General features: G+C 52.1%; 21 protein-coding genes. 17 read left to right on the top strand and 4 right to left on the bottom strand.

Annotated elements, in window-relative coordinates; translation table 11 throughout:
- Nucleotides 1–51: 51 nt before the first annotated feature.
- Together GTO89_RS09450 and GTO89_RS09445 are read left to right on the top strand one after the other, a co-directional pair.
- Complete coding sequence (locus GTO89_RS09450) at nucleotides 52–2700, top strand: hybrid sensor histidine kinase/response regulator (RefSeq protein ID WP_161261844.1); 2649 nt, start codon at nucleotides 52–54, stop codon at nucleotides 2698–2700.
- A 188-nt stretch (nucleotides 2701–2888) separates the two neighbouring features.
- Entirely contained in the window at nucleotides 2889–5321 is a 2433-nt protein-coding gene (locus tag GTO89_RS09445; protein ID WP_161261843.1) for a hybrid sensor histidine kinase/response regulator, read from the top strand.
- Between the two features lie 58 nt (nucleotides 5322–5379).
- Here the strand turns inward: GTO89_RS09445 and GTO89_RS09440 are convergent, their stop codons facing one another.
- Together GTO89_RS09440 and GTO89_RS09435 are read right to left on the bottom strand one after the other, a co-directional pair.
- Nucleotides 5380–5709, bottom strand: a complete 330-nt coding sequence (locus GTO89_RS09440; RefSeq protein ID WP_207708924.1) for a rubredoxin-like domain-containing protein — start codon at nucleotides 5707–5709, stop codon at nucleotides 5380–5382.
- 489 nt (nucleotides 5710–6198) lie between these two features.
- A complete protein-coding gene (locus GTO89_RS09435) occupies nucleotides 6199–6918 on the bottom strand; it encodes a LytR/AlgR family response regulator transcription factor (protein WP_161261841.1) in 720 nt (239 codons plus the stop codon).
- 131 nt (nucleotides 6919–7049) lie between these two features.
- Here GTO89_RS09435 and GTO89_RS09430 point away from each other — a divergent pair, with 131 nt between their 5' ends.
- From GTO89_RS09430 to GTO89_RS09415, 4 genes are all read left to right on the top strand, one after another.
- Nucleotides 7050–7484: a response regulator gene (locus tag GTO89_RS09430; RefSeq protein ID WP_207708923.1), complete on the top strand. Its 435-nt coding sequence runs from the start codon at nucleotides 7050–7052 to the stop codon at nucleotides 7482–7484.
- Between the two features lie 21 nt (nucleotides 7485–7505).
- The gene (locus GTO89_RS09425) at nucleotides 7506–9575 is read left to right on the top strand and encodes a hybrid sensor histidine kinase/response regulator (RefSeq protein ID WP_161261840.1); all 2070 of its coding nucleotides are present in this window, start codon (nucleotides 7506–7508) and stop codon (nucleotides 9573–9575) included.
- Between the two features lie 75 nt (nucleotides 9576–9650).
- Nucleotides 9651–11705: a hybrid sensor histidine kinase/response regulator gene (locus tag GTO89_RS09420; protein WP_161261839.1), complete on the top strand. Its 2055-nt coding sequence runs from the start codon at nucleotides 9651–9653 to the stop codon at nucleotides 11703–11705.
- 79 nt (nucleotides 11706–11784) lie between these two features.
- The gene (locus GTO89_RS09415; protein WP_161261838.1) at nucleotides 11785–12162 is read left to right on the top strand and encodes a response regulator; all 378 of its coding nucleotides are present in this window, start codon (nucleotides 11785–11787) and stop codon (nucleotides 12160–12162) included.
- A gap of 258 nt (nucleotides 12163–12420) precedes the next feature.
- Here GTO89_RS09415 and bfr read toward each other — a convergent pair whose 3' ends face one another.
- Nucleotides 12421–12888, bottom strand: a complete 468-nt coding sequence (gene bfr, locus GTO89_RS09410; RefSeq protein ID WP_161261837.1) for a bacterioferritin — start codon at nucleotides 12886–12888, stop codon at nucleotides 12421–12423.
- Between the two features lie 244 nt (nucleotides 12889–13132).
- Between bfr and GTO89_RS09405 the strand changes: the two genes are divergently transcribed.
- The 10 genes from GTO89_RS09405 to GTO89_RS09360 all read left to right on the top strand — a co-directional run bounded on the left by GTO89_RS09405 (nucleotide 13133) and on the right by GTO89_RS09360 (nucleotide 21487).
- The gene (locus tag GTO89_RS09405; protein ID WP_161261836.1) at nucleotides 13133–13519 is read left to right on the top strand and encodes an Asp23/Gls24 family envelope stress response protein; all 387 of its coding nucleotides are present in this window, start codon (nucleotides 13133–13135) and stop codon (nucleotides 13517–13519) included.
- A gap of 88 nt (nucleotides 13520–13607) precedes the next feature.
- Entirely contained in the window at nucleotides 13608–14168 is a 561-nt protein-coding gene (gene amaP / locus GTO89_RS09400) for an alkaline shock response membrane anchor protein AmaP (protein ID WP_161261835.1), read from the top strand.
- 33 nt (nucleotides 14169–14201) lie between these two features.
- Nucleotides 14202–14744 (top strand): transcription antitermination factor NusB, encoded by a 543-nt coding sequence (gene nusB / locus GTO89_RS09395; protein ID WP_161261834.1) that lies wholly within the window; start codon nucleotides 14202–14204, stop codon nucleotides 14742–14744.
- 3 nt (nucleotides 14745–14747) lie between these two features.
- Nucleotides 14748–15794 (top strand): Kae1-like domain-containing protein, encoded by a 1047-nt coding sequence (locus tag GTO89_RS09390; protein WP_161261833.1) that lies wholly within the window; start codon nucleotides 14748–14750, stop codon nucleotides 15792–15794.
- 212 nt (nucleotides 15795–16006) lie between these two features.
- A complete protein-coding gene (locus GTO89_RS09385) occupies nucleotides 16007–16861 on the top strand; it encodes a sulfide/dihydroorotate dehydrogenase-like FAD/NAD-binding protein (RefSeq protein ID WP_161261832.1) in 855 nt (284 codons plus the stop codon).
- A gap of 20 nt (nucleotides 16862–16881) precedes the next feature.
- A complete protein-coding gene (gene gltA, locus GTO89_RS09380) occupies nucleotides 16882–18261 on the top strand; it encodes an NADPH-dependent glutamate synthase (RefSeq protein WP_170294462.1) in 1380 nt (459 codons plus the stop codon).
- Nucleotides 18262–18546: 285 nt separating this feature from the next.
- On the top strand, nucleotides 18547–19920 hold the full coding sequence (gene xseA, locus GTO89_RS09375) for an exodeoxyribonuclease VII large subunit (protein ID WP_161261830.1): 1374 nt from the start codon (nucleotides 18547–18549) through the stop codon (nucleotides 19918–19920).
- Complete coding sequence (gene xseB, locus GTO89_RS09370) at nucleotides 19890–20138, top strand: exodeoxyribonuclease VII small subunit (protein ID WP_161261829.1); 249 nt, start codon at nucleotides 19890–19892, stop codon at nucleotides 20136–20138. The genes xseA and xseB overlap by 31 nt, the downstream gene beginning before the upstream one ends.
- 3 nt (nucleotides 20139–20141) lie before the next feature.
- The gene (locus GTO89_RS09365; protein WP_161261828.1) at nucleotides 20142–21032 is read left to right on the top strand and encodes a polyprenyl synthetase family protein; all 891 of its coding nucleotides are present in this window, start codon (nucleotides 20142–20144) and stop codon (nucleotides 21030–21032) included.
- A 224-nt stretch (nucleotides 21033–21256) separates the two neighbouring features.
- A complete protein-coding gene (locus GTO89_RS09360; RefSeq protein ID WP_161261827.1) occupies nucleotides 21257–21487 on the top strand; it encodes a hypothetical protein in 231 nt (76 codons plus the stop codon).
- Nucleotides 21488–21684: 197 nt separating this feature from the next.
- On the opposite strand, the gene GTO89_RS09355 is transcribed toward GTO89_RS09360, so the two are convergent.
- Nucleotides 21685–21819 carry a desulfoferrodoxin family protein gene (locus GTO89_RS09355; RefSeq protein WP_204758262.1) on the bottom strand — a complete coding sequence of 45 codons (135 nt, stop codon included), beginning with the start codon at nucleotides 21817–21819 and terminating at the stop codon, nucleotides 21685–21687.
- Nucleotides 21820–22074: 255 nt separating this feature from the next.
- Between GTO89_RS09355 and hcp the strand changes: the two genes are divergently transcribed.
- Entirely contained in the window at nucleotides 22075–23709 is a 1635-nt protein-coding gene (gene hcp, locus GTO89_RS09350) for a hydroxylamine reductase (protein WP_161261825.1), read from the top strand.
- The last annotated feature ends 154 nt before the right edge of the window (nucleotides 23710–23863 follow it).

Below are 23863 nucleotides of genomic sequence, written 5' to 3'. Positions count from 1 at the left end.
ATGGGTGCAGAGGATCTTCTGTCAATCATGGGCTAATGGAGGAGGCCACCAGTGAAGGAGCATCAAGACGAGTCTTCAACTGTTCAATGGAAAGGCAAAAGACGTTGCCGCAGCTTGGCCGTGCGTAAAAAGCATAAGGGGATAAGGGGATTAAGCCAATTCGATATGAATGATCATCTATTGCCGAGTTATCAACAAATGTTAGTAGAGAAACTGCTTGCAGAAAGAAAGACCCTACTCGACAACTTGAATCGAGCCGAGAAAAAATTAACAGAAGAGCGAGAAGAACGAAAAAGAATCGAAGAACAACTGGCTGACGCATCAACGAAGCTAACCACCATTCTCGACAGCTTTCCCGATCTGTTTTTCCATTTTGAAAAAGATGGAACACTGCTAGAGATCTGGCCGAAGGCATCCAACGATTTTTATGCGCCACGCAAAGAACAGATTGGAAAAAGCGTTAAAGAAATATTGCCCGTATCTGTCGCCGATAAGTTTTGCGCTACACTCGCTCACATGAATGAACGAAGCGCGATCCATACGTTTTTTTACACCTTGCCCATCCAAGGAGTGGAACAAAACTATGAGGCGCGAATTGTGCCTTTGAAAAATGATGAAGCAATCGGATTTGTCCGAAATATTACGGAAGAAACCCAAAGCAAGGCAACGTTGCACCGCAAGAACAACTATTTGTTTGCCCTAAATCAAACGGCTTTGGAAGTGCTCAAGAGACGAGAACCGAACGAGATCATGCTTTCTTTACTTAAGCGGGCCGTTACCCTGCTTGGCGCGGCACAAGGGGTGATCGCTGTAAAGAGCAATGGCAATGCAAATATTTCAATCGAAGCAAGGGTCTTTTCAAACAAGAACGATTCCAGCATTGAAATGGGTATTGTATACAAGCACCTCGCCTCTAATGAAAAAAAACAGCATTTTCATGTCACAAAAACCTATTATGAAGGCCGCTATTATCTGCTCGCACCCTTAAAGATTGGCTCATCGAAAAAAAGAGGGTTAATCGCCGTTGTGTTTCCTACGGATCAACGACAACCGGGACTGGAAGAGAGTGAGATCTTTTCCTTTCTCGCGAATATGGGATCTATCGCGATTGATAACGCGCAACTTTATGCGGATATAAGAAAAGAATTAAAAGAACGGCGACATATAGAAAAGACACTGCGAAAAAGTGAAGAGAATCAGCGGGCGCTCTTGAATGCGATACCGGACGTGGTTATGCGAATTTCGAAGAAGGGACAGATCATTGACTGCAGCATTCCGCAGGATTTTACCGTTTCGGAAACCATCAATACGGGACAGCATATTTATCACTTCGTCCCGCCGGGGCGAAGAGAATATTATAACAAAAGGATTAAGAAGCTGATAAAGACAGGTGCGCCCCAAATCGTTGAATACGATGTGACGGTTTCAGGGGAAAAGCGAAGAAGAGAAGCCCGTCTCGTCCGGGCCGGAAATCAAGAAGTTGTTATGATCATCCGTGATGTCACCGAAAATCGTAGGTTAGAAGAACAGATGCGCCGGCTGCAAAAAGTAGAGGTGTTGGGCACTTTGGCTGGCGGCATCGCCCATGATTTCAATAATATCCTTTCCGTGATTCTCGGCAATGCCGAGATGACCATCGAGTCCCCCTTATGTCAAAAGAAAATCCTGCACTACCAGAGTCAAATCGTTCGAATGGGGCTCTATGGCCGGGAACTGATACAACGGCTGCTCACCTTTAGTCGTCGTGGGATCAGTGAAAAGAAGTTCGTAGCCTTTCCCAAGTTGATTCATGAGTGTGTTGATCTAAGTCGAATGTTGCTCAACACAAATATTGAAGTAAAGGTAACCAATCAACTGCCCGCAGAGGCGCGAGCTTATGTCGACCCAGTACAAATTCAACAATTAATGGTAAACCTGTGCAGCAATGCCGAGTACGCCATGCGTTCTCGAGGCGGTCTGTTGGAGATAGGTCTCTCGCAGGCGACGGTAGACGAGATCCTTTCAGAAGGATTGCATATCAAACCGGGTAATTACTTTTCTCTTTCCGTAAAGGACGACGGAATCGGTATGGACAGATGGGTGAAAGAAAGGGTGTTCGATCCCTTTTTTACGACGAAACAAGCTGGGGAAGGAAGCGGACTGGGGTTGTCTGTCGTCCATGGGATCGTATTGGAACACGGTGGCGCCATTACAGTGGAGGCGGAAATCGGAAAGGGCACGCATTTTTCGATTTACATCCCTGCTGTTTCAAACACAGAGGACGGTAAACAGGAGAAAAGGGTGGAAAATGACTGTATGAGTACGGAATCCTCGAAAAAGATCACCATTCTTTTCGTCGATGACGAACCGATGCTCGTCGATTTGCACAAACAATTGTTGGAGAGTATGGGATACAGTGTCGTGACCTGTTTCGATGCCATAGAAGCGCTTGAGTTGATACGATTATCACCAAATCAGTTTGACCTTGTCATAACGGATCAGGCAATGCCCGGAATGACGGGGGATGTATTCGTCAGAGAAGCCTTAAAGATCGTTCCCCAAATGCCCTTTATCATGTGCACCGGCTATCTCTATGCCACAAACATTGAACAAACGGCTCAGATCAGGGGAATTAAGGAACAATTGACGAAACCGCTGTTGAAATCGGAACTGGAAAATGCGATTCAACGGGTTCTCCATGAAGGTTCAAGAAAGGAATGAAACCCCAAAAGGGCAGCGAAGGTCATCACCAAAAATTTTTTACAAACAGACGAAAACCACCTTGAAGGCAGGGTGGTTTTTGCATATATTAAAAAAGGAAGATTGACACTTCTATAAAAAGGATATAACATATAGGTAGAATTAATAAGGGAAAGTACCGGTTATGATGATATGAGGACGATGAAAGAATGAGGACGATAGTTTTAAAAAGGAAACCGAAAGAGCACAAGAAAGTGCTCTATCAAATCCTTCATTCCCTAGGAGATCATTGCCTTATCGTAGATAAAGAAGGCCACGTGATTGAACGGATCCCCCATGACGTCCAAGAGGGGAACATCCCCTTTTTGTCAAGGGAAAAAATTCAAGATCTATTCCCCGACAAAATAGCCAATGATTTGCTGGCTGTGATTGAGAATGTGATAACAACGAAAAGAAGTGACTTTTTTGAATCGACTTTAGTTACTACGGATAAAGACCTGACGTATAAAGTTTACATCGTGTTATTTCAACACAATAAAGCCATCTGTCTATTCCATGACATAACGAATTGCATGCTGAAAGAAGATAAAATTAGCGAACAAAACAAGTACCTGCAGTTATTGCACGATACGGCGATAGATATCATGGCGAATGTAAGCTTGAAAGAACGATATGTAGCTATTTTGGATAAAGTCACTCGATTTATCGATACGGATCATGGCTTTATCGCTTTGTGGGAGCCGACCAGACAAGAATATATCATTGCCCATGCGATTGGAAGCCATACACAGCATATCGGATTGCCATTGGGCCATCCCTTGCTTGACGATGAATTAGAAAAAGGAGAGATCAAGTACTGTCAAAGACCTTCTATCCCGACCCATTCAGAACATCCAGATGTGTCATGGGTAAAGTCATACGCGTTGATTCCCCTCCACTTTAACAAACAACTGATCGGGCTCATCGGCATATCCTTTGTTACTGAGGGGGAACGAATTGGCAGGGAAGAGATGGAGTGGCTCGAAGGGGTAGGAAGGCTGTCTTCAATCGCGGTGAATAACGCTTGCTTATACGAACGGTTACAAGTGGAGTTAAACAGAGTAAAACGAATGGAGGAAGAAAACCGATTAAGCGAGAAAAAACAGCGTGCGATCATCAATGTTCTTCCTGACTTATTTATGCTGATCCATCGAAATGGAATCGTAGCAGACTGCAAAATACCAGAAGGCTTTCCAACAATGTTAACGGAAAATTATTGCAAGGGGAAGCATTATTTAAAAATCCTGGAAGATTTCAAGATGACGAACCATAAAGAAATATTTGATGAAGCGATTACTAAGGGAAAACCTATATTGTTGCACTACGATATTTTTGTTGGCGAAAAGCATTGTCAAAGAGAAGGGCGGTTAATCCCCGATGGGGATGCGGTCGTACTGTCGATCCGTGATATAACCGATCAGAGAAACAATGAGGAAAGACTGCGCAGATACCAAAAAATGGAGGCGGTTGGGACCTTAACGGGTGGGATTGCCCATGAATTCAACAATATGTTGGCCATTATCACGGGATTTACGGAATTGAATCTCGAAATGGTTCCTGCCGGCACCGTACTCCATGATAACAATAAAAAGATCATGGCCACCTGTTTGCGCGCGAAAGACTTAATCCAGCGCATGTTAACCTTCAGCCGTCAAACTGATGCCAAACGAGAATTGGTGCGGTTATCGAACATGGTGAAAGAAACCATGGAGTTTGTCCGGATGATATTGCCAACGAACATCAGTGTTCGCATCAAACTCGATCAATCCGGCGATGACTTTGTGTGGGTCGACCCGGTACAGATTCACCAACTGATCGTGAATCTATGTGCGAATGCAGAACATGCGATGCGTAAGCAAGGCGGAGAACTGACCATTGCGCTTCAAATTATCGAACATAGACACAACGACGCAAGCCGAATCGAAGTACCGCCCGGGGAGTATGTGAAACTAAGCATCAGTGATACTGGGAGCGGCATCGATCATACGATAAAAGAACGTATTTTTGATCCCTTTTTTACGACAAAGCGCTCCGGTGAAGGGAGTGGAATGGGACTCGCTGTCGTTCACGGTATTGTGGCGGAACATGGCGGCGCGATTACGGTGGAGAGCCATCATGGACTGGGCGCCTCCTTTCATGTGTTTTTTCCGCGTGTAAGTGGGAATAACAGACTTGATGGGGTTATGAGCGTTTCAGAGTATGAACGCGAAATCGCCGGTAAGAAGAAAAAAGGCGCCGTGCTGTTTGTTGATGACGAAGAGTTGATCGTTGACTATGGCGTAAAAATGCTCGAAACGTTGGGCTATGCGGTAACTCCTACAACGAGCGCTCGCGAGGCATTACAGTTATTCCGCATTGACCCATACAAGTATGATGCGGTCGTTACGGATCAGACGATGCCGGATATTACAGGTGATAAGCTGTCTTGTGAATTATTAAAAATCCGGCCCGACGTACCCATCGTATTATGCACTGGATTTAGCTATTCTGTAAACGAAATGCGAGCAAACAGCTTGGGGATCAAAGCCTTTTTAGAGAAACCGCTTTTAAAGAATGAACTGGAAACGGTATTAAACAAGCTGCTTACCGCAAGAGAAGCATGACCAATTCAAAAATAGGCATAAAAAAAGCACCCTTTTTCGGGGTGCTTTTTTTATGGTGTTATCCCCATTTGCTGCGATTCATATGGGCCTGCAATTCGGCTTTGATCGATTGGATCGATTCATGGGCGTTACTATGTACCCGGCTAAAGATTTTCACGCAATTGGCGTCCAGATCGTCATCAATACCTTGACGGACAAGCTCCATGATGCTGGTCAATTGTGCCATCACATTTAAATGCAGTTCATTCGTTTTCCGAGAACGAAGAATTAACGCCTTTGTCGGTTCGTCGATTTCGTGGAACATGTCAGAGGCAACGCCACATTTCGGGCAGACATGGGGACTGTGGTCACCGTCGTGGATGTACCCGCATACGGAACAGCGATACATTTTACCACCCCTTCTCGAAACACTCTGTTTTTTCGATTTGACACTCGCTCTTCTGATGTCCTTGGGGTGATCATAATGGAATGGGAATCCAGAAAAAATAAAGGAAAGTAAAAACGGCCTAGTGAAAGTTAAAACGAAACACATGAGAGCTTTATAGGAATTTCAACAGAAAGATAAAAATGAAAGGATAAACAAGGTACTGATCGTGTTCACTGGAAAAACGGTGCTGCTACAGCTATAACTCTGGATAGTCCTGTTCCTCTCCATTATGTGTATTTTGGTACAAATTAGGGTTATGATTACCTACACAAGGATACTCCAATCGTAACGCATGAAGAAGGGAGAGAGCATCATGTGGATTGCAGCAGGAAAGAGCCCTTCTGTTGAATCGAATCCCGCTTGTGTTGCGTCTCCGGACCTGCATCGGCGAAGTCGATGTAGATCTTTACCCGGAAAAATAAGTCGACCGGGATTCTCCCGGTCGTTCGGCTAATCTCTGAATTTTTCAAGAAATGCGCGATAGTATTTCTCGCCGACAGTGGCCACCGCCTTGGTATGGCGGAAGGTGACCAGGTTGGACTTCCCCTGTCGATCCAGCTTATCAATATAGTTGATGTTGACGACAAAGCCTTTGTGAATCCTGCATAAGTTGGGAAAACGTTCGAGTTGACGCGTGATCTCCCACAATTCATCATTGAAGCGAAAAGGTGCGGGTTCCTTGCTGACATGAACCAAACAACCGTTTTTTATCGCCTCGATCATGATGATGTCTTCACAAGAGACGAAGCGAAAGCCACCTGTTTCTCGAAAGAGGATACGTCCTGGACGATGTTCTGGCGCCTTTTGTTTTTCTGCCAGCCGTTCCCTCAGACGGATAAGGCTTCGCATCACATCTTTTTTCAAGAAGGGCTTGACAATAAAATCGAGGGGGCGAATATCGAAGGCGCGAAGGGCATGCAGGTCGTGACCGCTGACGATGACCACCTCAAAGGAGAAGTCTGTCATGATCTGCTTGGCTGCTTCGATGCCATCGCCTCCTTGGAGAGAGATATCGAGGAAAACAGCATCGGGCCGATGGGTTGCCACGGCCAGAGCAAAGTCCTCGATATTGCCGGCAGTTCCTACAACCACAGCATCAGGGACCATGGTGATAAAACTTGTCAACAATTCACAAATTTGCGGTTCATCATCAACAATTAATAGATTCACAACATACACATCCTTGTAAATGGAAGTGTTGGTAAAATATATCATCAAAAGCGCTGCGTGTTTCTCCCTGAATCATTCTCATTGTACCATAATTGACAATAAAATCAATTATAATAACAAAAAAATGAAAAATGGATAATTTTACCTTTGGGAAAATGCGGACTCCGAAAAGGGGTGTAGTGATGCGAAAAATTCTTGTCATTGATGATGATGATTTGATGCAGGTGCTGATGAAAAAGGTGCTTGAGCAAGCAGGGTATGAGGTATACGTGGCCAGAGAAGGTGATGAGGGTTTGCGCATCATCAATTCCCAGGAAGTCGATTTGGTTATTACCGATATCTTTATGCCGGGAAAAGAGGGTCTGGAAACCATCATGGAGATGAGACGCATAGCGCCAACACTGGCGATCGTGGCCATCTCCGGCGGGGGGGAACGGGGGAATTACTCCTTCTTAAATACGGCAAAAATGATGGGGGCTCTCGACACGCTGAGAAAACCCTTTCGACGTGAGCAGTTTCTCGTTGTTGTTCAAGAGTGCCTGCAAAAAAATGCGGTTGAATACTAGAGCCCCGAGGGGGTAGACAACATGTACGATCACGAATATGAAACACGCATGCATCTATCGAATCAAATCGTGGCCATGATGGTAACGGAAAACGATGTTCTGACCATATGCCGGTACATCATGGAAAGACTTGTGTTTTTTTATTCAAGAGCTATCGCTTACTATTGCAGTGTCGATAGCGCCAACAACATCTATGTTGAATTCTGCGCCCCAGCAGCAAAGAAGGATTTAATCGGCGCACAGATGCGCAGGCACTATAGCGACAGGGTTGAATTTTCGCTTGAGACCAATACCCCCTTTATCGTTCATAATGTTTCCAAGATGGATACGGAGGCCCATTGGCGGGACTTTTTCACCGTCCTCGGACTTGGAGCTGTCGTGCTGTTGCCCTTGACGTCAGAAGGTCGTCGATGCGGATGCTTGCTCTTTGGGTACGCTGAACCGCATGACTGGTCGCAAGAACGGTTGTTTACGTTGACTACCTTGGCCAGTTATCTTGCCATGGTCTCTGAACAGAATGAGGCGCCAGATAAAAAAATGCCCCCTTTTCCAGGGACAGGGACGCCATGTATGGGACAACAAGAAGATTTACTCCAATTGGCCAGCGTGATTGCCGATAGTGACGATGCCATCTTTCGCCTTTCCCCAGACTGCCGAATCCAGACATGGAATCCGAGCGCGCAACGAATTTATGGTTATGAAGACAAAGAAATCTGTGGCCAACATGTCTTTGCCCTGCTATCGCCGGCCCATAAACAAAACGCGATAGAGGAAATCAGAACGGTCATGCAGGGGAAGCGATTAAACCATTATGAGACAAAACATCTGACGAGGGATGGTCAGAGCATTGATGTATCCTTGTCCATCTCCCCGGTAATGAATCAGACAGGGGCGATTGGCGGTTGCTACGTCATAGCGCGCGACGTAACCGAGCGCAACCAAATGCGGGATCAGTTGTTGCATATGCAAAAAATGGAGGCAATTGCAACATTGGCTGGCGGGATCGCCCATGACTTCAACAATATCTTGGCTGTCATGTTAGGCTTCACGGAATTGGCTCTGGAAGAAGCCGTCACCGATAGTCCCTTGGAAAAGAATCTCAGCCAGGTCTTAAAAGCGGGGGAGCGCGCACGGGACTTGGTTCAACAAATTTTGACCTTCAGTCGAGAAAGTCAGAATGAAAAATGCAATATTTTCATGATACCCCTGATCAAGGAAACGATCAAGTTTATGCGGGCCACCTTGCCGTCGAATGTAAAGATATGCATCGATTACAAGACAAAAGCGGGTCGGGTATTTGGTGACTTGTCGCAAATCCATCAGCTCGTGGTGAACCTATGTGTCAATGCAGGTCATGCCATGCAAGGAACCGGCGGAGTGCTGAAAATTGTGCTTGCGGAAGCAGCGGTAAACGAACAGGAAGCGAAAATACTGCAGATCTCTCCCGGCGATTACATTCAACTTACCGTCAGCGATAATGGGAGCGGCATGGATCAAGATATTCGAGAGCGTATTTTTGACCCCTTTTTTACGAACAAATCGATTGGTGAGGGTAGTGGAATGGGGCTGGCTGCTGTGTATGGTATTGTAAAAGGCCATGATGGCGCAATCAGTGTGGACAGTCTGTTGGGGATAGGGTCTACTTTTACGGTATACCTCCCCGCTGCGCCGGAAACGACGTCGAACATAAAGGAGTCGGCGCTGCAACCACCGGCGGTGAAACTACGGATCCTATTGGTTGATGATGAAGAAGCGATTGTCGAGGTGTTACAATCACAACTGATCCAGGCCGGTTATGAGGTGACAGCGACCCAATGCAGCACACAGGCCTTAGAGATTTTTATGGAGAATCCCGACGCCTTTGATCTGGTGATCACCGATTATACAATGCCGACGATGACCGGCGATACGCTGGCGAGAGAGATACTGTGTTTGCGCCCCGGAATGCCGATTATTCTCTGTACAGGCTATAGCCATGCTTTTCCGCCGGATCGAGCAAAGATGATCGGAATCCGCCAGTATATCATGAAGCCGGTTCTGAAAAAAGATTTGTTATTTGCAGTAGAACAGGCCACCCAGAGGATGGCCTAAGGCGCAGCGCGACGGCTCCCAGGCAGACAAAGCGGTGTTTGGTCAGAAGCCGATAGGCAAGAGGTGAATTCGTCGATGATAGATGTAGAAAAAAATAAAGGTCACCAAAGCGCCTTGACACAATTCGTCGCTCACATTGCAACAATCATAGAAAAACTGGATCAGCAAGATACGGTGGAGGACGTTTTAAAGTCAGCCATTGAACAGGGCGCTCCAATGTTACAGGCAGCGGGAGGGTATGCCTACCTCTTTGATGAAACCGGGGCCATGCGGTTGCATGCTTCGACATTGCGAGAGGAAGACATATTTTTACGCCAGTGTGCAAAGGGACAGGGGATTGTCGGGGAAGTATGGGCGAGCGGCCGCGCCATGCGAAAATCCCTCATGGATAAAAATGTGGCCCAGGATGAATTGGCTGCGCCTATTTTTTTAGATTCCCAGTTGATCGCCATTATGGGTATGGTGAAACCAATCCATGGGCATTCCTTTTTCGAAGGCGATCTGTTTATCTTTACGCAATACGCCCTGCTTGTCGAGCGAACGTTGCGGAATCAACGGCTGCTCAGCCTACAAAAACAGAATGAACAAGAACTGCATCTGTTAGCGTCGATCATTGATTGTTCGAATGATGGGGTTGTTCACATCAATAAAGACAGGAAAGTGGTGATATGGAATAAAGGCGCCGAGCGGATCACCGGGTTTTGCGCTGACGAGGTGCGGGGACGTGACTTCCTCTTCATTGTTAGACCGGAGCGCCATCAAATCGTCAAGGAGATCTTTGCCTCCCTGCTGCGTGGGGATGACATCAAAGATTATGTGGCGTCGATCATAAAAAAAGACGGCAGCACGGTAAGCCTGTTCTGTTCCTGGTCAAGGATTCAGTCCGATGGAGTCATCTTTGGTTTTACCATCGTGGCGAGGGACATCACGGAAAGCAACCGGTTACGGGAAAAAGCCGAGCGGGTACAGCGGATGGAGGCCATCGGAACGATGGCCAGCGGCATCGCCCATGACTTCAATAATATGTTGGCTGTGATCCTGGGCTACACGGAAATGGCGCTAAACGAAGAAAAAAAGGGCAGCGCCATCAGCAGCATGGAAAAAGTGTTGCATGCAGGCATTCGCGCCCGCGGTTTGGTCAAACAGATTCTCGCCTTTAGCCGCCAGGTCTCTACCGACCACAAACCGATGCATCTTTCCCATACGATTGAAGAAACACTGACGATGATGCGAGCCATTCTGCCATCGACGATCGAGATCGTTACGGACATCAAGCATGTTGATGAAGTGATTACAGCCGATGCGACACAGATGCATCAATTAATTGTAAACTTATGCTTAAACGCCGAACATGCCATGCGAGGCACTGGCGGGCGGATTAGCGTTTCCTTGTATACGGTTGACAAAACCGATCCGTCGCCTTTTCCCGAAATGCCTTCCGGTGCCTATGTTGTCCTTGTGATCAGCGATACGGGACATGGGATCAAAGCGGAATTGGTTGAGCGAATTTTCGAACCATTTTTCACCACCAAGCCGATCGGGGAAGGGACAGGCTTGGGATTAGCCGTCGTTCATGGCATTGTGAAAAGCCATAGTGGCTATATTTTTGTGAAAAGTGATGAGGGAAAAGGGGCATCCTTCCGGATCTTTTTTCCAAAGACGAATGGTGCGACACAGGAAGAGCATTGTCACAAAAACAGCAGGATGAGAGAACGGGCTGTCCGAGTGCTGGTTGTGGACGATGACCCGTCGATCGTCGCGATGACGGAAAGTTTCTTATCGGAACTGGACTGCTGCGAGATCATCGCCTTTACAGACAGTGTGGAAGCCTTTGCCTATATTCGTTCCCATGTCGCATCGTTGGATCTGGTGATCACCGATCAAACGATGCCCAAGATGACAGGGGAACGGTTAGTCGCTTCGATCCACCATATTCGCCCTGATTTGCCCATTATTCTTTGCACGGGCTTCGCCGGTGCCCCTGATTCCGAAAGATCTAAGCATAATTGCTTTTGTGACTTTTTGTACAAACCTTTTTTAAAACAAGAACTGCATGCAGCGGTGCACCGGGCGCTCTTTGCGGATGGCGATCCAGGTGATGGTTGTTCCACTCTGTATAGAAGAGAATAACTTTTTCGAATAGTGCCGATGTCTGATGTATAGTAGAGTAAAAAAAATGCATCGATTGTGACTGCAAGGAGGGGGCATCATGGGGAAGGTTTTGGTTGTCGACGATACCGCTTTTGCGCGACTTTCTCTTGCCAACCTGATCCGTATGGCGGGGCATGAGATCGTTGGTCAAGCGGGTAACGGAGAAGAAGCAATTCGGTTGTATCACGACCTTCTCCCCGATCTCGTGACGATGGATATCACGATGCCTGTGATGGACGGCATTGAAGCGACCCGCCAGATTCGAAAAACAGCGCCGGAAGCGCGGATCATCGTAGTCAGCGCAATGGGGCAGATGGATCATGTAAAAGACTGTATCATCGCTGGTGCTTGTGATTTCATAGTCAAGCCGTTTGATCTTGAACGGGTAAAGAATGCCATTGCGCGGCATATGGGCGATGAACAACAACTTGCGTGAGCGATGACATACCTGATTGCCGATCGTTTTTTGCACTCTCTAGATCCCTGTATACCTCTCAAACCTATGAATATCGTTGTATCTTCAATAAAATAACATTGTCGCGCCTCATCTTTCCTTCTCGTTTGGCCAGCCGTCGAGGCTGGTCTTTTTTCGGAAAAAGGGTAGTGAATCATTTGCGAAGTAAATGACGAAGTAAATGAAGATAAAAAAAGCCGGGCGTTTCCATCACGCCCGGCTCACTCTCTGGATCAAAAATCACCCTACTTGGGTGGTCAAAAAGATCGGAAGAGTCATATGAGAGATCTGATCCTGCAGTTCTTCGATTTTGTCGATATGTTGATCCTCATCATTGAGGATGTGTTCGAGCATCTCCCGGGTGGCAAAATCATTGACTTCACCGGCCAACTTGATCGCTGCATTGTATGCGGCGATGGCGCCTGACTCGGCCGTGTGATCGCTATCGAGTTGTTTGACCACGTCGGCGCCGATGTGGATGGCTTTCAGGCTCGACACGATGGGGGTTCCTTCCAGAAAGAGGATGCGGGCGATCAGTTTCTCAGCATGCTTCATCTCATCGATGGCGCGCCGTTCGTATTGCTCGTGCAGTTTGACATATCCCCAGTTGGCGCACATCTCTGAGTGCACCATATACTGGTTGATTGCGCTTAATTCGTCGGCCAGGAGTTCATTGAGCGCCTGGATGAGCTGCGGATTTCCTTTCATTCAGAACATTACTCCTTTCGAATTGTGATTGAGATATCAATTCTATGCAGGCGCCTCCTTTTCCTTCTATCAATCGCCATATTTGTGAAAAAAAGCTTTCAAATAGGGTGATCCTTGTTTTCTTGGGACGACGGGATCTTTGATTCATATCGTTTGATAGCTGGTATACCCTGCCTCACTTTGGTACAATACTACATGATGGACACTCTCCATCGGAAATCCTCACCAGGGGGTGCCCGTATACATGGAAACGATCACATCCAAACAGGATATCGGCAGCGTCCGTATCGCCCAGGAGGTCGTCGCGACCATCGCTGGGTTGGCGGCCACGGAAGTGGAAGGCGTCACCGCCATGAGCGGCGGTTTGGGTGGCGGTATCGCTGAGATGCTCGGCCGCAAGAACCTGACCCGAGGCGTGAAGGTTGAAGTGGGCGAACGGGAGGCGGCCATTGACTTAAACATCATTGTCAACTTCGGCAGCCGTATCCCTGAGGTGGCCAAGCGCGTTCAGGAAAATGTGAAGCGCTCCATCGAAAGCATGACTGGGTTGACTGTCGTCGAGGTCAACGTGCATATTCAAGGGGTGAACTTCCCCACACCGGAAGCAAAAGAGGATGACCGGGTGAGATGATCGAGGCCCCCCTGAGACCGACAGATCTCAGGGGGGTTTTTGCCCGTCCGACTTGTTGCCGCGGTGAATAAATGGGGAGGGGTCAGGCATGGAGGGACCGAGCCGTCTGCTGGCCTTTTTGGTGGCGCTTCCTCCGGCGGCGCTTGCCGTCATCATCATGGTTGCCGCCTTTTCGATGACCGGTGGATTGGAAGCCGGCGGTCCCGATGCGGTGGAACGTTTTCTGGCGGCTTGGCGGCAGGGTGGCGCTCGCTCGACCTGGGCCATTGGAGCCGGCTTCTATGTCATACTGGTCAGTTGGTTTCTGTTCAAGGCGTGGCCTCGGCCGATGAAAGGGATGACCTTGCTGGCGCGCACACCCGATGGGAAGGTGCAGATCAGCCGGTTGGCTGTCGAGGGGTTGATCCGTGGCGCCGTAGCCGGATTTGTCGGCATCCGTGGGTTGCGGGTGCGCATCCGCAGGGTCTCCGGCGGTATCGCTATTGTGTTGCATGTAGCTTCTGATTTAAAGGCGGCCCTGCCCGCTCTCGGTGAAAAGATCCAGCAGGCGACGCGCCATATTCTGGAGTCGGCCATTGGGATCGAGCCCAAGGAGATCCAGATCACCTTCGAGCCGGTTGAGGAAGAGAGAAAAAAACGTTTGTGGTAAGAATAATCATAAATACGGGGAGGGGCGAGCGATTTGAGCAGGCGACTAGGGCGGGAGACTGCTTTGCAGACGTTGTTTATGGCTGATGTGGGCCGGATGGACCCGGCATATGCCTTGCAGTACGCCAGTGAAGAATTCGGGATCAGCGAGGCGGCCGCCGCCTTTGCCAAGGAATTGGTCGACGGGGCGGTGACAAATCGGGAGACGATCGACGCCAACATTCGCCGCCTGGCCAAGGAGTGGCATCTGGAGCGGATGCCCCATGTGGATCGCAATCTGCTCCGTGTGGCCATCTTTGAGATGCTCTTTCGCAAGGACATCCCCTTGAACGCGGCCATCAACGAGGCCATTGAGTTGGCGAAGATCTACGCCAATGAGGAGTCGGCCAAGTTCGTCAACGGCATTCTCGGTCAACTGGCCCGGGAACTCCGCGAGGCGCGGGGCGAGAGAGCGCCGGCGCAGGAGTCCGTTGCCGCTACGGTGACCACCCCGGTGATGCCCCAGGCGACGGCGTCTCCTGAAAGGCTTTCCATGGCTGATCAGGAACAGCAGACGCCTGGTGTCAACGAGGTGTAACCGATGAGGGCCGATATCCTTTACGGGGTCCTGGGCATCGACACGAGCTGCTACACGACCTCGGTCGCTTTCGCCAGCCTTGACGGAAGGCTGCTGGCTCAGAAACGGTTATTATTGCCGGTGAAGCCGGGAGAAAGGGGTCTCCGCCAGGGAGACGCCTTTTTTTTGCATGGCCGTCAACTGCCGGGCGTGATGGAGGACCTGTTTGCAGAACTGAGGGAACGGGCGCGAGTCCATGTGGAAGCCGTGGCCGTCTCGACCCGCCCCCGGCCGGAAGAAGGGGCCTATCTGCCTGTCTTTTTGGCCGGTGAGGCGGTCGGACGGTCGGTGGCGGCGGCGCAGGGCGTCCCCTTCATTGCGACGACACACCAGGAAGGCCATATCATGGCAGGGATCGCCTCCCTGGAAGAGGGGGAACAGGCAAAAATGCTGCTGGAAAAGGGCTTTCTCTCGGTCCACCTCTCCGGCGGGACGACAGAACTGCTCCAGGTAAGGTTCGACTCGGACAGGGCGGCTTTTGCTATCGAAAAGATGGGGGCGACGACCGACCTGCACGCCGGGCAACTGGTCGATCGCGTCGGTGTCGCCTTGGGATTGCCCTTTCCGGCTGGACCGCGCCTGGAGGCGCTCGCCGCTCAGTCTGACGGTGTTGAAGCAGTCACCTTTCCCGCCTCAGTAAAAGGCTACAATGTCAGCTTTTCCGGCGCAGAAGCGCAGGCATTGCGGTTGATCGACCGGTCCTGCAACGCCGGTGAAACATTCTCGTCTCCTTCACCGGCGGCCATCGCACGGGGGATCGAACGGTGTCTCGCTTCAACGCTGGAAAAGATCCTGCGCCGGGCCATTGAGGAGACCGGTTGCCGCGATGTGCTCATCGTCGGGGGCGTGGCGGCCAACGGCTTTTTGCGCCGCCGGTTGCGGGATCGCCTGGAGCACCGCGCTGTCGGCGGGCGGCTGGCGTTTGCCACACCGGCCTTGTCGGGCGACAATGCGGTGGGCGTGGCCCTGTTGGGGGCGAAGTTTCTTTCCGCTTCCACCGCTTCCCGTTGACCGGAGCAGGCAATCGGTGTACACTGGATATTGTGTCATACGTGTGCGGACAGGCTGCCGGCGACAAATCGGCCGGGCTATGTCCGTATTTTTTAAATCATGCCCTCCCGGGGTTTGCAGGAGATGGGCATGAGGCAACGAATCCAAACTACATGTAGGGCCGGACGCAGCTTTGTAGTGTGGCAGGATGGCTTAGAGGAGGCAGCAGGCGAATGTACCCGATCGTGCGGAAAGAGATCCTTTCCGCCAGTGTCAAGCTTTTCGATTTAAAAGCTCCGCTGGTGGCGGCCAAAGCCAAGGCCGGACAGTTTTTTATTCTTCGGGCCGATGAGAAGGGTGAACGCATCCCGCTGACCATCGCCGATTTTGACCGGGAACAAGGGACGATCACGGCGATCTTCCAGGAGATCGGCGCAGGCACCCGACTGCTTGGCCAGTTGGAAGTCGGGGACGCTGTCCTCGATGTCGTGGGGCCGCTCGGCGTGCCCTCAGAGATTGAACGGTTTGACGGCCCTGTCGTGGTCGTTGGCGGCGGTGTCGGCATCGCCCCCATCTATCCCATCGCCCGCGCCCTGAAGGAGGCGGGAAACCGCGTCATCTCCATCATCGGCGCCCGCAACAGGGAGCTGCTCTTCTGGGAAGATAAAATGGCCGCTGTCAGCGACGCGTTGATCGTCTGCACCGATGACGGTTCCTATGGACGCAAGGGCTTCGTCACCGACGCCCTGAAAGAGTTCTATGAAGCCAACGGGGATCTGCAACGGGTTTGGGCCATTGGCCCCATGCCGATGATGCGCGCCATCGCCAACACGACACGCCCCATGGGCGTCCACACCATCGTCAGCATGAACCCGCTGATGATGGATGGCACCGGCATGTGCGGCGCCTGTCGCGTCCTCGTCGGCGGCGAAACCAAGTTTGCCTGTGTCGACGGTCCGGAGTTTGATGGGCACTTGGTCGATTTCGATCTGGCCCTCAAACGGCTCGCCATCTACCGCGATGAGGAGAAGCGCGCCCTGGCGGCGCTGGAACATCACCACGAAGGGGGGCGCTGCGGGTGTCATTAAAGGAACAGATCCGTCAGGAGATGCCCTGCCAGGACCCCCAGGTTCGAAGCGCCAACTTTGAGGAAGTGGCCCTCGGCTACTCGGAAGAGCAGGCGGTCAAGGAAGCGGCCCGTTGCATCCAGTGCAAAAAGCCCCGCTGCCGCGAAGGCTGCCCTGTCGAGGTGCTGATCCCTGATTTTATTAAAGCTGTCGCCGAGCGCGATTTCGCCGGCGCAGCCGTCAAGTTGAAAGAGAAAAACGCGCTGCCGGCCATCTGTGGCCGCGTCTGTCCCCAGGAGAGCCAGTGCGAACAGAAATGCATCCTCGGCGTCAAATCGGAGCCTGTCGCGATCGGTCGACTGGAGCGTTTTGTCGCTGATTGGGAGATGGCCCAGGGCGCCGATGCGCCGGAAGCTGCGCCGGCCAATGGGGAAAAAGTCGCTGTCATCGGCGCGGGCCCGGCCGGTCTCACTTGTGCCGCCGAGTTGGCCAAGCTCGGCTACGCTGTGACCGTCTTTGAGGCGTTGCATACAGCCGGCGGCGTCCTCATGTACGGCATTCCCGAGTTCCGCCTGCCCAAAGCGATCGTGGACAAAGAGATCGCCAACCTGCGCCGGCTGGGCGTTGATCTGCAGTTCAACGCTGTCATCGGACGGTCTGTGACGGTGGAAGAGTTGATGAACGAACGAGGCTATGCCGCCGTCTTCCTCGGCACCGGCGCCGGCCTGCCCAACTTCATGGGCATCCCCGGAGAAAACCTCTGCGGCGTCTTTTCGGCCAATGAGTTTTTGACGCGGACAAACCTGATGAAGGGCTTCCGCTTCCCCGAATACGGCACACCGGTCAAGTTGGGCCGCAAGGTGGCCGTCTTGGGCGCAGGCAACGTGGCCATGGACGCCGCCCGCACGGCTGTGCGGCTCGGCGCGGAAGAGGTCACCATCGTCTACCGCCGCTCCGACCAGGAGATGCCGGCCCGAGCCGAGGAGATCGAACATGCCCGGGAAGAGGGCGTTCAGTTCAAACTGCTCACCAACCCTGTCGAGATCATCGGCGATGAGAACGGCTGGGTGAAGGCGATGAAGTGCCTGCGCTACGAACTGGGCGAGCCCGACGCGTCGGGCCGCCGCAAGCCTGTGGCGATTCCGGGCTCTGAGTTCATCATGGACATGGACACGGTCATCGTCGCCATCGGCACCGGACCGAACCCGCTGGCCACCCAGTCGACAGAGGGGTTGGAATTGAACCGGCGCGGCAACATCGTCGCCGATGAAGAGGGTCGCACCTCTATCGCCGGTGTTTTTGCCGGCGGCGATATCGTCACCGGCGCGGCCACGGTCATTCTGGCCATGGGCGCCGGCAAGAAAGCGGCCCGCGCCATCGACGCCTATATCACAGCAAAGTCAGCCGAGGCGGCGAACTAAGCTGAAGTATGGAACTCTTTTTCGAAAAAAGCGCTGCATTGCGGCGCTTTTTTCTTTCCATGGGCATGCTTCATGAGTAAAATGGACACACTAGTCCTTTTAGAAGAGCCTTTGCCCCCAGCACGTCGAACATACATGGCACACAACGCCCGGCAGGATTTATGGGCCGGGTTCGCGAAAAAACAAGTGTTCCTGTAGTCGCGCCCGCCAGGATCGGCTGCCTTTTCTGTCTAGTCGTTCTAAATGAAGCTCTGCCAGCGCATTGAAGCCAAAGGGGGGCCGCCGATGGAAAAGATTTGGTCTGTCACTCAGTTGAACCTCTACATCCAGGGGCTCCTGGAAACAAAGCCCCAACTGGCCGACCTATGGGTGCAGGGGGAGCTTTCGAATTACAAGCACCATACATCTGGCCATATGTACTTCACCCTGAAAGACGGCGAGAGTGTCGTCAAGGCCGTCATGTTTCGCGGCAAAAACCGCTACCTCTCTTTCCGGCCGGAAAACGGCCTCAACGTGATCGTCCGTGGGCAGGTGTCTGTCTACCCGCGCGACGGCATCTATCAGATTTATGTTGAAGAGATGGAACCGGCCGGCCTGGGCGGCATCTTTCTCGCCTTAGAGCAGGCAAAAAAGCGGCTGGAAGCGGACGGCCTCTTCGCTGCCGATCGAAAGCGCCCCTTGCCGCCTCTTCCCCGCAAGGTGGGCATCATCACAGCGCCGACGGGAGCGGCCATCCGGGACCTCTTTTCGGTCATCCAACGTCGCTTTCCCACCATGAACATCGTCTTTGCCCCGGCCATCGTGCAAGGGGAAGAGGCGGTGCCCAGCCTGCTTGGGTCCTTGCAGCGGGTCGTCGCCGTGCCTGGCGTCGATGTGGTGATCATCGGTCGCGGCGGCGGTTCACGGGAGGATCTGTGGGCATTTAACGATGAAAACCTTTGCCGGGCCATGGCCGCCTGCCCTGTTCCGGTCGTATCGGCGGTGGGCCATGAATCGGATGTGTCCCTCAGCGACCTGGTGGCCGATGTGCGCGCCGCTACGCCGTCTGCAGCCGCTGAACTGGTCGTGCCCCTCTTCAGCGCCCTGCAGGGTCGTGTCGACGACCTGACAGGGCAACTGCAACGAGCCATCACCGTGCGCTTAGCGCGGGAACGGCAGGCCCTGTCGACCCTGTCCGGGCGACCGTCGCTGGCCCACCCGCAGGTGCGGCTGCGCATCCCGCGCCAGCGCGTCGACCAGTTTGAGGAGCGCCTTCGCCGCGCCGTGTCATTGACCCGAGCGGCCCAACTGCGGGGTCGGCTGAAGGAGTTGGAGGGGCGTCTCTTCTCGGTGACGTCGCCCCAGCGCCTGCGTCTGAAGCGGGAACGGACGGAAGAACTGAAAAACCGGCTCATCGCCGCCGCCCAAAAAGGGCAACAGAACCGGCGGAGGGAACTGGCCATGCAAGCGGGGCTCCTCGACGCCCTCAGTCCCCTGGCCGTCTTGGACCGCGGTTTCGCCCTTTGCCTCGACTCATCGGGCCATGTCGTGCGCGCCAGCAGCGATGCGGCGGCAGGGGAACGGGTGGATATCGTATTGCAGCGCGGCGAACTGACTTGCCGCGTGGAAGAGAGAAGGGAGAATCGACGGTGGCAAATGGAAAAGGAAACCCTGGACTGACCTATGAAGCGGCCATCGGTCGCCTCGAAGAGGTCGTCCGTTTGTTGGAGACGGGCGACGCGCCCCTGGATGCGTCTTTGCAACTGTTTCAGGAGGGCATCGGCCTGGTCCGTCATTGCCACGCCCAACTGGACGCTTATGAGGCCAAAGTGCAGCGACTGATCGAGACTCCCGGCGGCGTGACCATCGTTGAAGAGCGTATAGAGGGAGGGGAATAAGCGGTGGATCTGAAGGCGGAAATGAAACGACTGAATGTCAAGATCGATGCGGCCCTGTCCCGCTTCATGCCGGCGGAGGATGAGGCGCCGCCGGCGATTCACAAGGCCATGCGCTACAGCCTCTTCGCCGGCGGCAAACGCCTGCGCCCCCTGCTGGTTCTGGCCGGCTGCCGCGCCGTCGGCGGCGATGAGGAATCGGTGATGGCTGCCGCCTGCGCCCTCGAGATGATCCATACCTACTCGTTGATCCATGACGACCTGCCGGCCATGGATGATGACGACCTGCGCCGGGGGATGCCGACGAACCATGTGGTTTTCGGCGAAGCTACGGCGATCCTGGCCGGTGACGGCCTCCTGACGCGCGCCTTTGGCCTTTTGGCGGAGGAGGGCCTGCGTTCCGGCCAAGCGCCGGCGCTCGTCCTTCAAGTGATCGCCGAATTGGCCGAAGCCTCCGGCAGCCTGGGCATGATCGGCGGCCAGGTCGTCGACATGGAATCGGAAAACAAGCAGATCGACGTGGCCACCATGGAGTACATACACGCCCACAAGACGGGCGCGCTGATCCGCGCCTCCCTGCGCATCGGGGCGTTCCTCGGCGGCGGCTCATCCGAGCAGGTGGCGGCCCTTTCGCGCTACGGCGATCACCTTGGCTTGGCCTTTCAGATCACCGATGACCTGCTTGACATCCAGGGCGATCCTGAGAAGATCGGCAAGCCCGTCGGCAGTGATGAGAAAAACAACAAGGCCACCTACCCGGCGCTGCTCGGCTTGGAAAAGGCGCGGCAGGAGGCGGAACGGGTCGTTCAGGCGGCCTTAGACAGCCTCGACGGCTTCGATGAACAGGCGGAACTGCTGCGGGATCTGGCCCGGTATCTGTTGGTTCGGGAAAACTAAGATGAGCCTGGAATCACCCCCGATGATTGTGGAAAAAACGCTGTCATCGGGGGTGATTGTTTGTTTTCTAGCCACTGAGGAGGTCAGGCGCAAAGAGGGCTTAAAAAGCCGTAAAAGGCGCCTGACAAGATATAGAAATCACTTGAACATAAGCGGGAGTTGCCGTAGTATCATATGTGGGTGACAATTACTCCGATTCTAAATTTTTGAAGGAGGGCGTTCTTATGAAAGTTGTCTACGCAGGCTTCGGTGTTTGGAACAGCACGAATGATGCCACAACCGCAATCAGCAAGGCCTATGACAAAGGACAAAGAACTTTTTTAGCGAGCAACGATTGGACGGGTGATCCCAGTCCCGGAAACCGCAAATACCTCTATATCGTTTGGGAACAAAATGGAGTCACTTATTCCGGCGTCGTAGGTGAAGGCGATTCCAAAGGAATCAACCTGCCTTAATCCTGCTCGGGCGACCAACCGTTCGTTACGACTACTGGCCATACATAGAGAAGATGCAAACAGACGTAAGTCGAACCGAAGGAAACCGGAATGGCAAACAGAAAAAAGACGTTTTCCCGATGGGTTTTGAACAGCCATATTGGGAAAAACGAAAGCGTGACCTGGATCAGGTCACGCTTTTTTAATGCTGTCATTTATTATTTTTTAACGGTGGCTTTCCATAACCCGTGAAGGTTGCAATAGGCATACAGATCGACTTCTTGCGCGTCCCCGACATGAAAGAGGGCTTTCGGCGCTTGTCTGGCTTCTAATTTTATACGATGCACCTTCATTCCTTTTTCATATTGACGCAGGCACTTCGCTGGGGAAAAGCAGTGCGTGCTGACAGATTCACATTAATTCGAAAATGCTCGTTTTTGCACAATAGGAGTCGAACGGCGCTACTGCGAGTCATATGAAGGAGTTGGAATTTTAACTCTAGATATGACCGTTCGTCGCCCCTATGTATTCATGATTCACTAACGCCAAGTAAGATGATGGCATGGATGGATCCCTCGTTGATGCCCGACAAGGAGGAGAAACTGGATATGAGTATGTTCTGCTTCCAATGCCAGGAGACAGCCAAAGGAGCGGGCTGCACGATCAAAGGCGTATGCGGAAAAAGTGAAGAAGTGGCGAAACTTCAGGACCTGCTGATTTACTCCCTAAAAGGCATCTCGGAAATCATCGTTACCGCAAAAATGGATGTAAACGAGCTCGATACGGTCAATCATGAGGTATTGAAGAGCCTGTTCATCACCATCACCAACGCCAACTTTGACGAGGCGGCCATAGAAAAACAAATCTATACGATACTCGGTTTCAGGGACGAATTAGGACAACAAGCGGCAATAACGGGATTAAACGACGCAGCGACCTTCCAGGTCAGCACGAGGGCGTCGATGCTGAAAAAAGCGGAGACCGTTGGCGTGCTCGCCACGATCAACGAAGATGTTCGCTCGCTGCGGGAAATCATCGTTTATGGGGTAAAGGGGATGGCCGCCTATACCCACCATGCCTTACAACTGGGTGAGGAAGACTGCGGCATTTACCAGTTTATCTATGAGGCGCTGGCAGCGACGTTGAACGATGGACTATCGGCCCAGGAACTGGTGTCCTTGACCTTGAAGACCGGTCAATTTGGCGTGACCGCCATGGCCCTGCTTGACAAGGCCAATACAGCCAAGTACGGCAATCCCGAAATCACGAAAGTCAATATCGGCGTCAGGAACAATCCTGCCATCCTGATCTCCGGTCACGACCTGACCGATCTGGAACAGTTGCTCGAACAGACAGAGGGCACAGGCGTCGATGTGTACAGCCACAGCGAAATGCTTCCGGCCCATTACTATCCAGCATTCAAAAAATACACTCATTTCGTTGGCAACTATGGCAACGCCTGGTGGAAGCAGGTCGGCGAGTTTGAGACCTTCAACGGACCCATTCTGTTTACAACGAACTGTATCGTTCCGCCGAAATCGGAAGCGGTAAGAGACAGGATCTTCACGACAGGGGCTGCTGGATATCCCGGTTGTGTACATATCGAAGCCAATGGGAATGGAAAGAAAGACTTCTCGGCGATCATCGAACTGGCAAAGACATTGCCGGCGCCGACAGAGATCGAAAGCGGCAGCATCGTCGGCGGCTTCGCCCACCGGCAGGTGCTCTCCCTGGCCGAACCGGTGATCGCTGCCGTGAAATCGGGGGCCATCAAGAAATTCTTCGTCATGGCTGGCTGTGACGGAAGAATGAAAGCGAGAGAATACTATAGCGATTTTGCGCAAAAACTGCCCGAGGATACGGTGATCCTGACCGCCGGATGCGCCAAATACCGCTACAACAAGTTGCCCCTGGGCGACATCGGAGGCATCCCCCGAGTCCTCGATGCCGGGCAATGCAACGACTCTTATTCCCTCGCCGTAGTGGCGCTCAAATTGAAGGAAGTCTTTGGCCTTGACGATGTCAATCAACTGCCCATCGTCTACAACATCGCCTGGTATGAACAAAAAGCCGTGATCGTCCTCCTCGCCTTATTGTATCTCGGAGTAAAGAACATCCACCTGGGACCGACCCTTCCGGGCTTCTTATCGCCCAACGTAGCCAAGGTATTGGTGGACACCTTTGGCATCGCAGGCATCGGAACAGTTGATTCCGATATCGATCTCTTTATCGGTGGAAAGTAGTCCAGCAGCCGGTGCATTCGGTTTGAAAACACAAGCAGCAAATCATCCAAGCGATGAAGCAGCATGAATGTACCACCTATCTTTTGTATGGAGGGGATAGCGAATGGTATTTCAAGAACTCGCTTCTGAAGGATGTAACGTGAGCTTTATGGTG

The sequence above is a fragment of the Heliomicrobium gestii genome, assembly GCF_009877435.1.
Taxonomy (GTDB): domain Bacteria; phylum Bacillota; class Desulfitobacteriia; order Heliobacteriales; family Heliobacteriaceae; genus Heliomicrobium; species Heliomicrobium gestii.
Note: the sequence above shows the minus strand (reverse complement) of the source record. Positions and strands in the feature narration are given on the sequence as shown.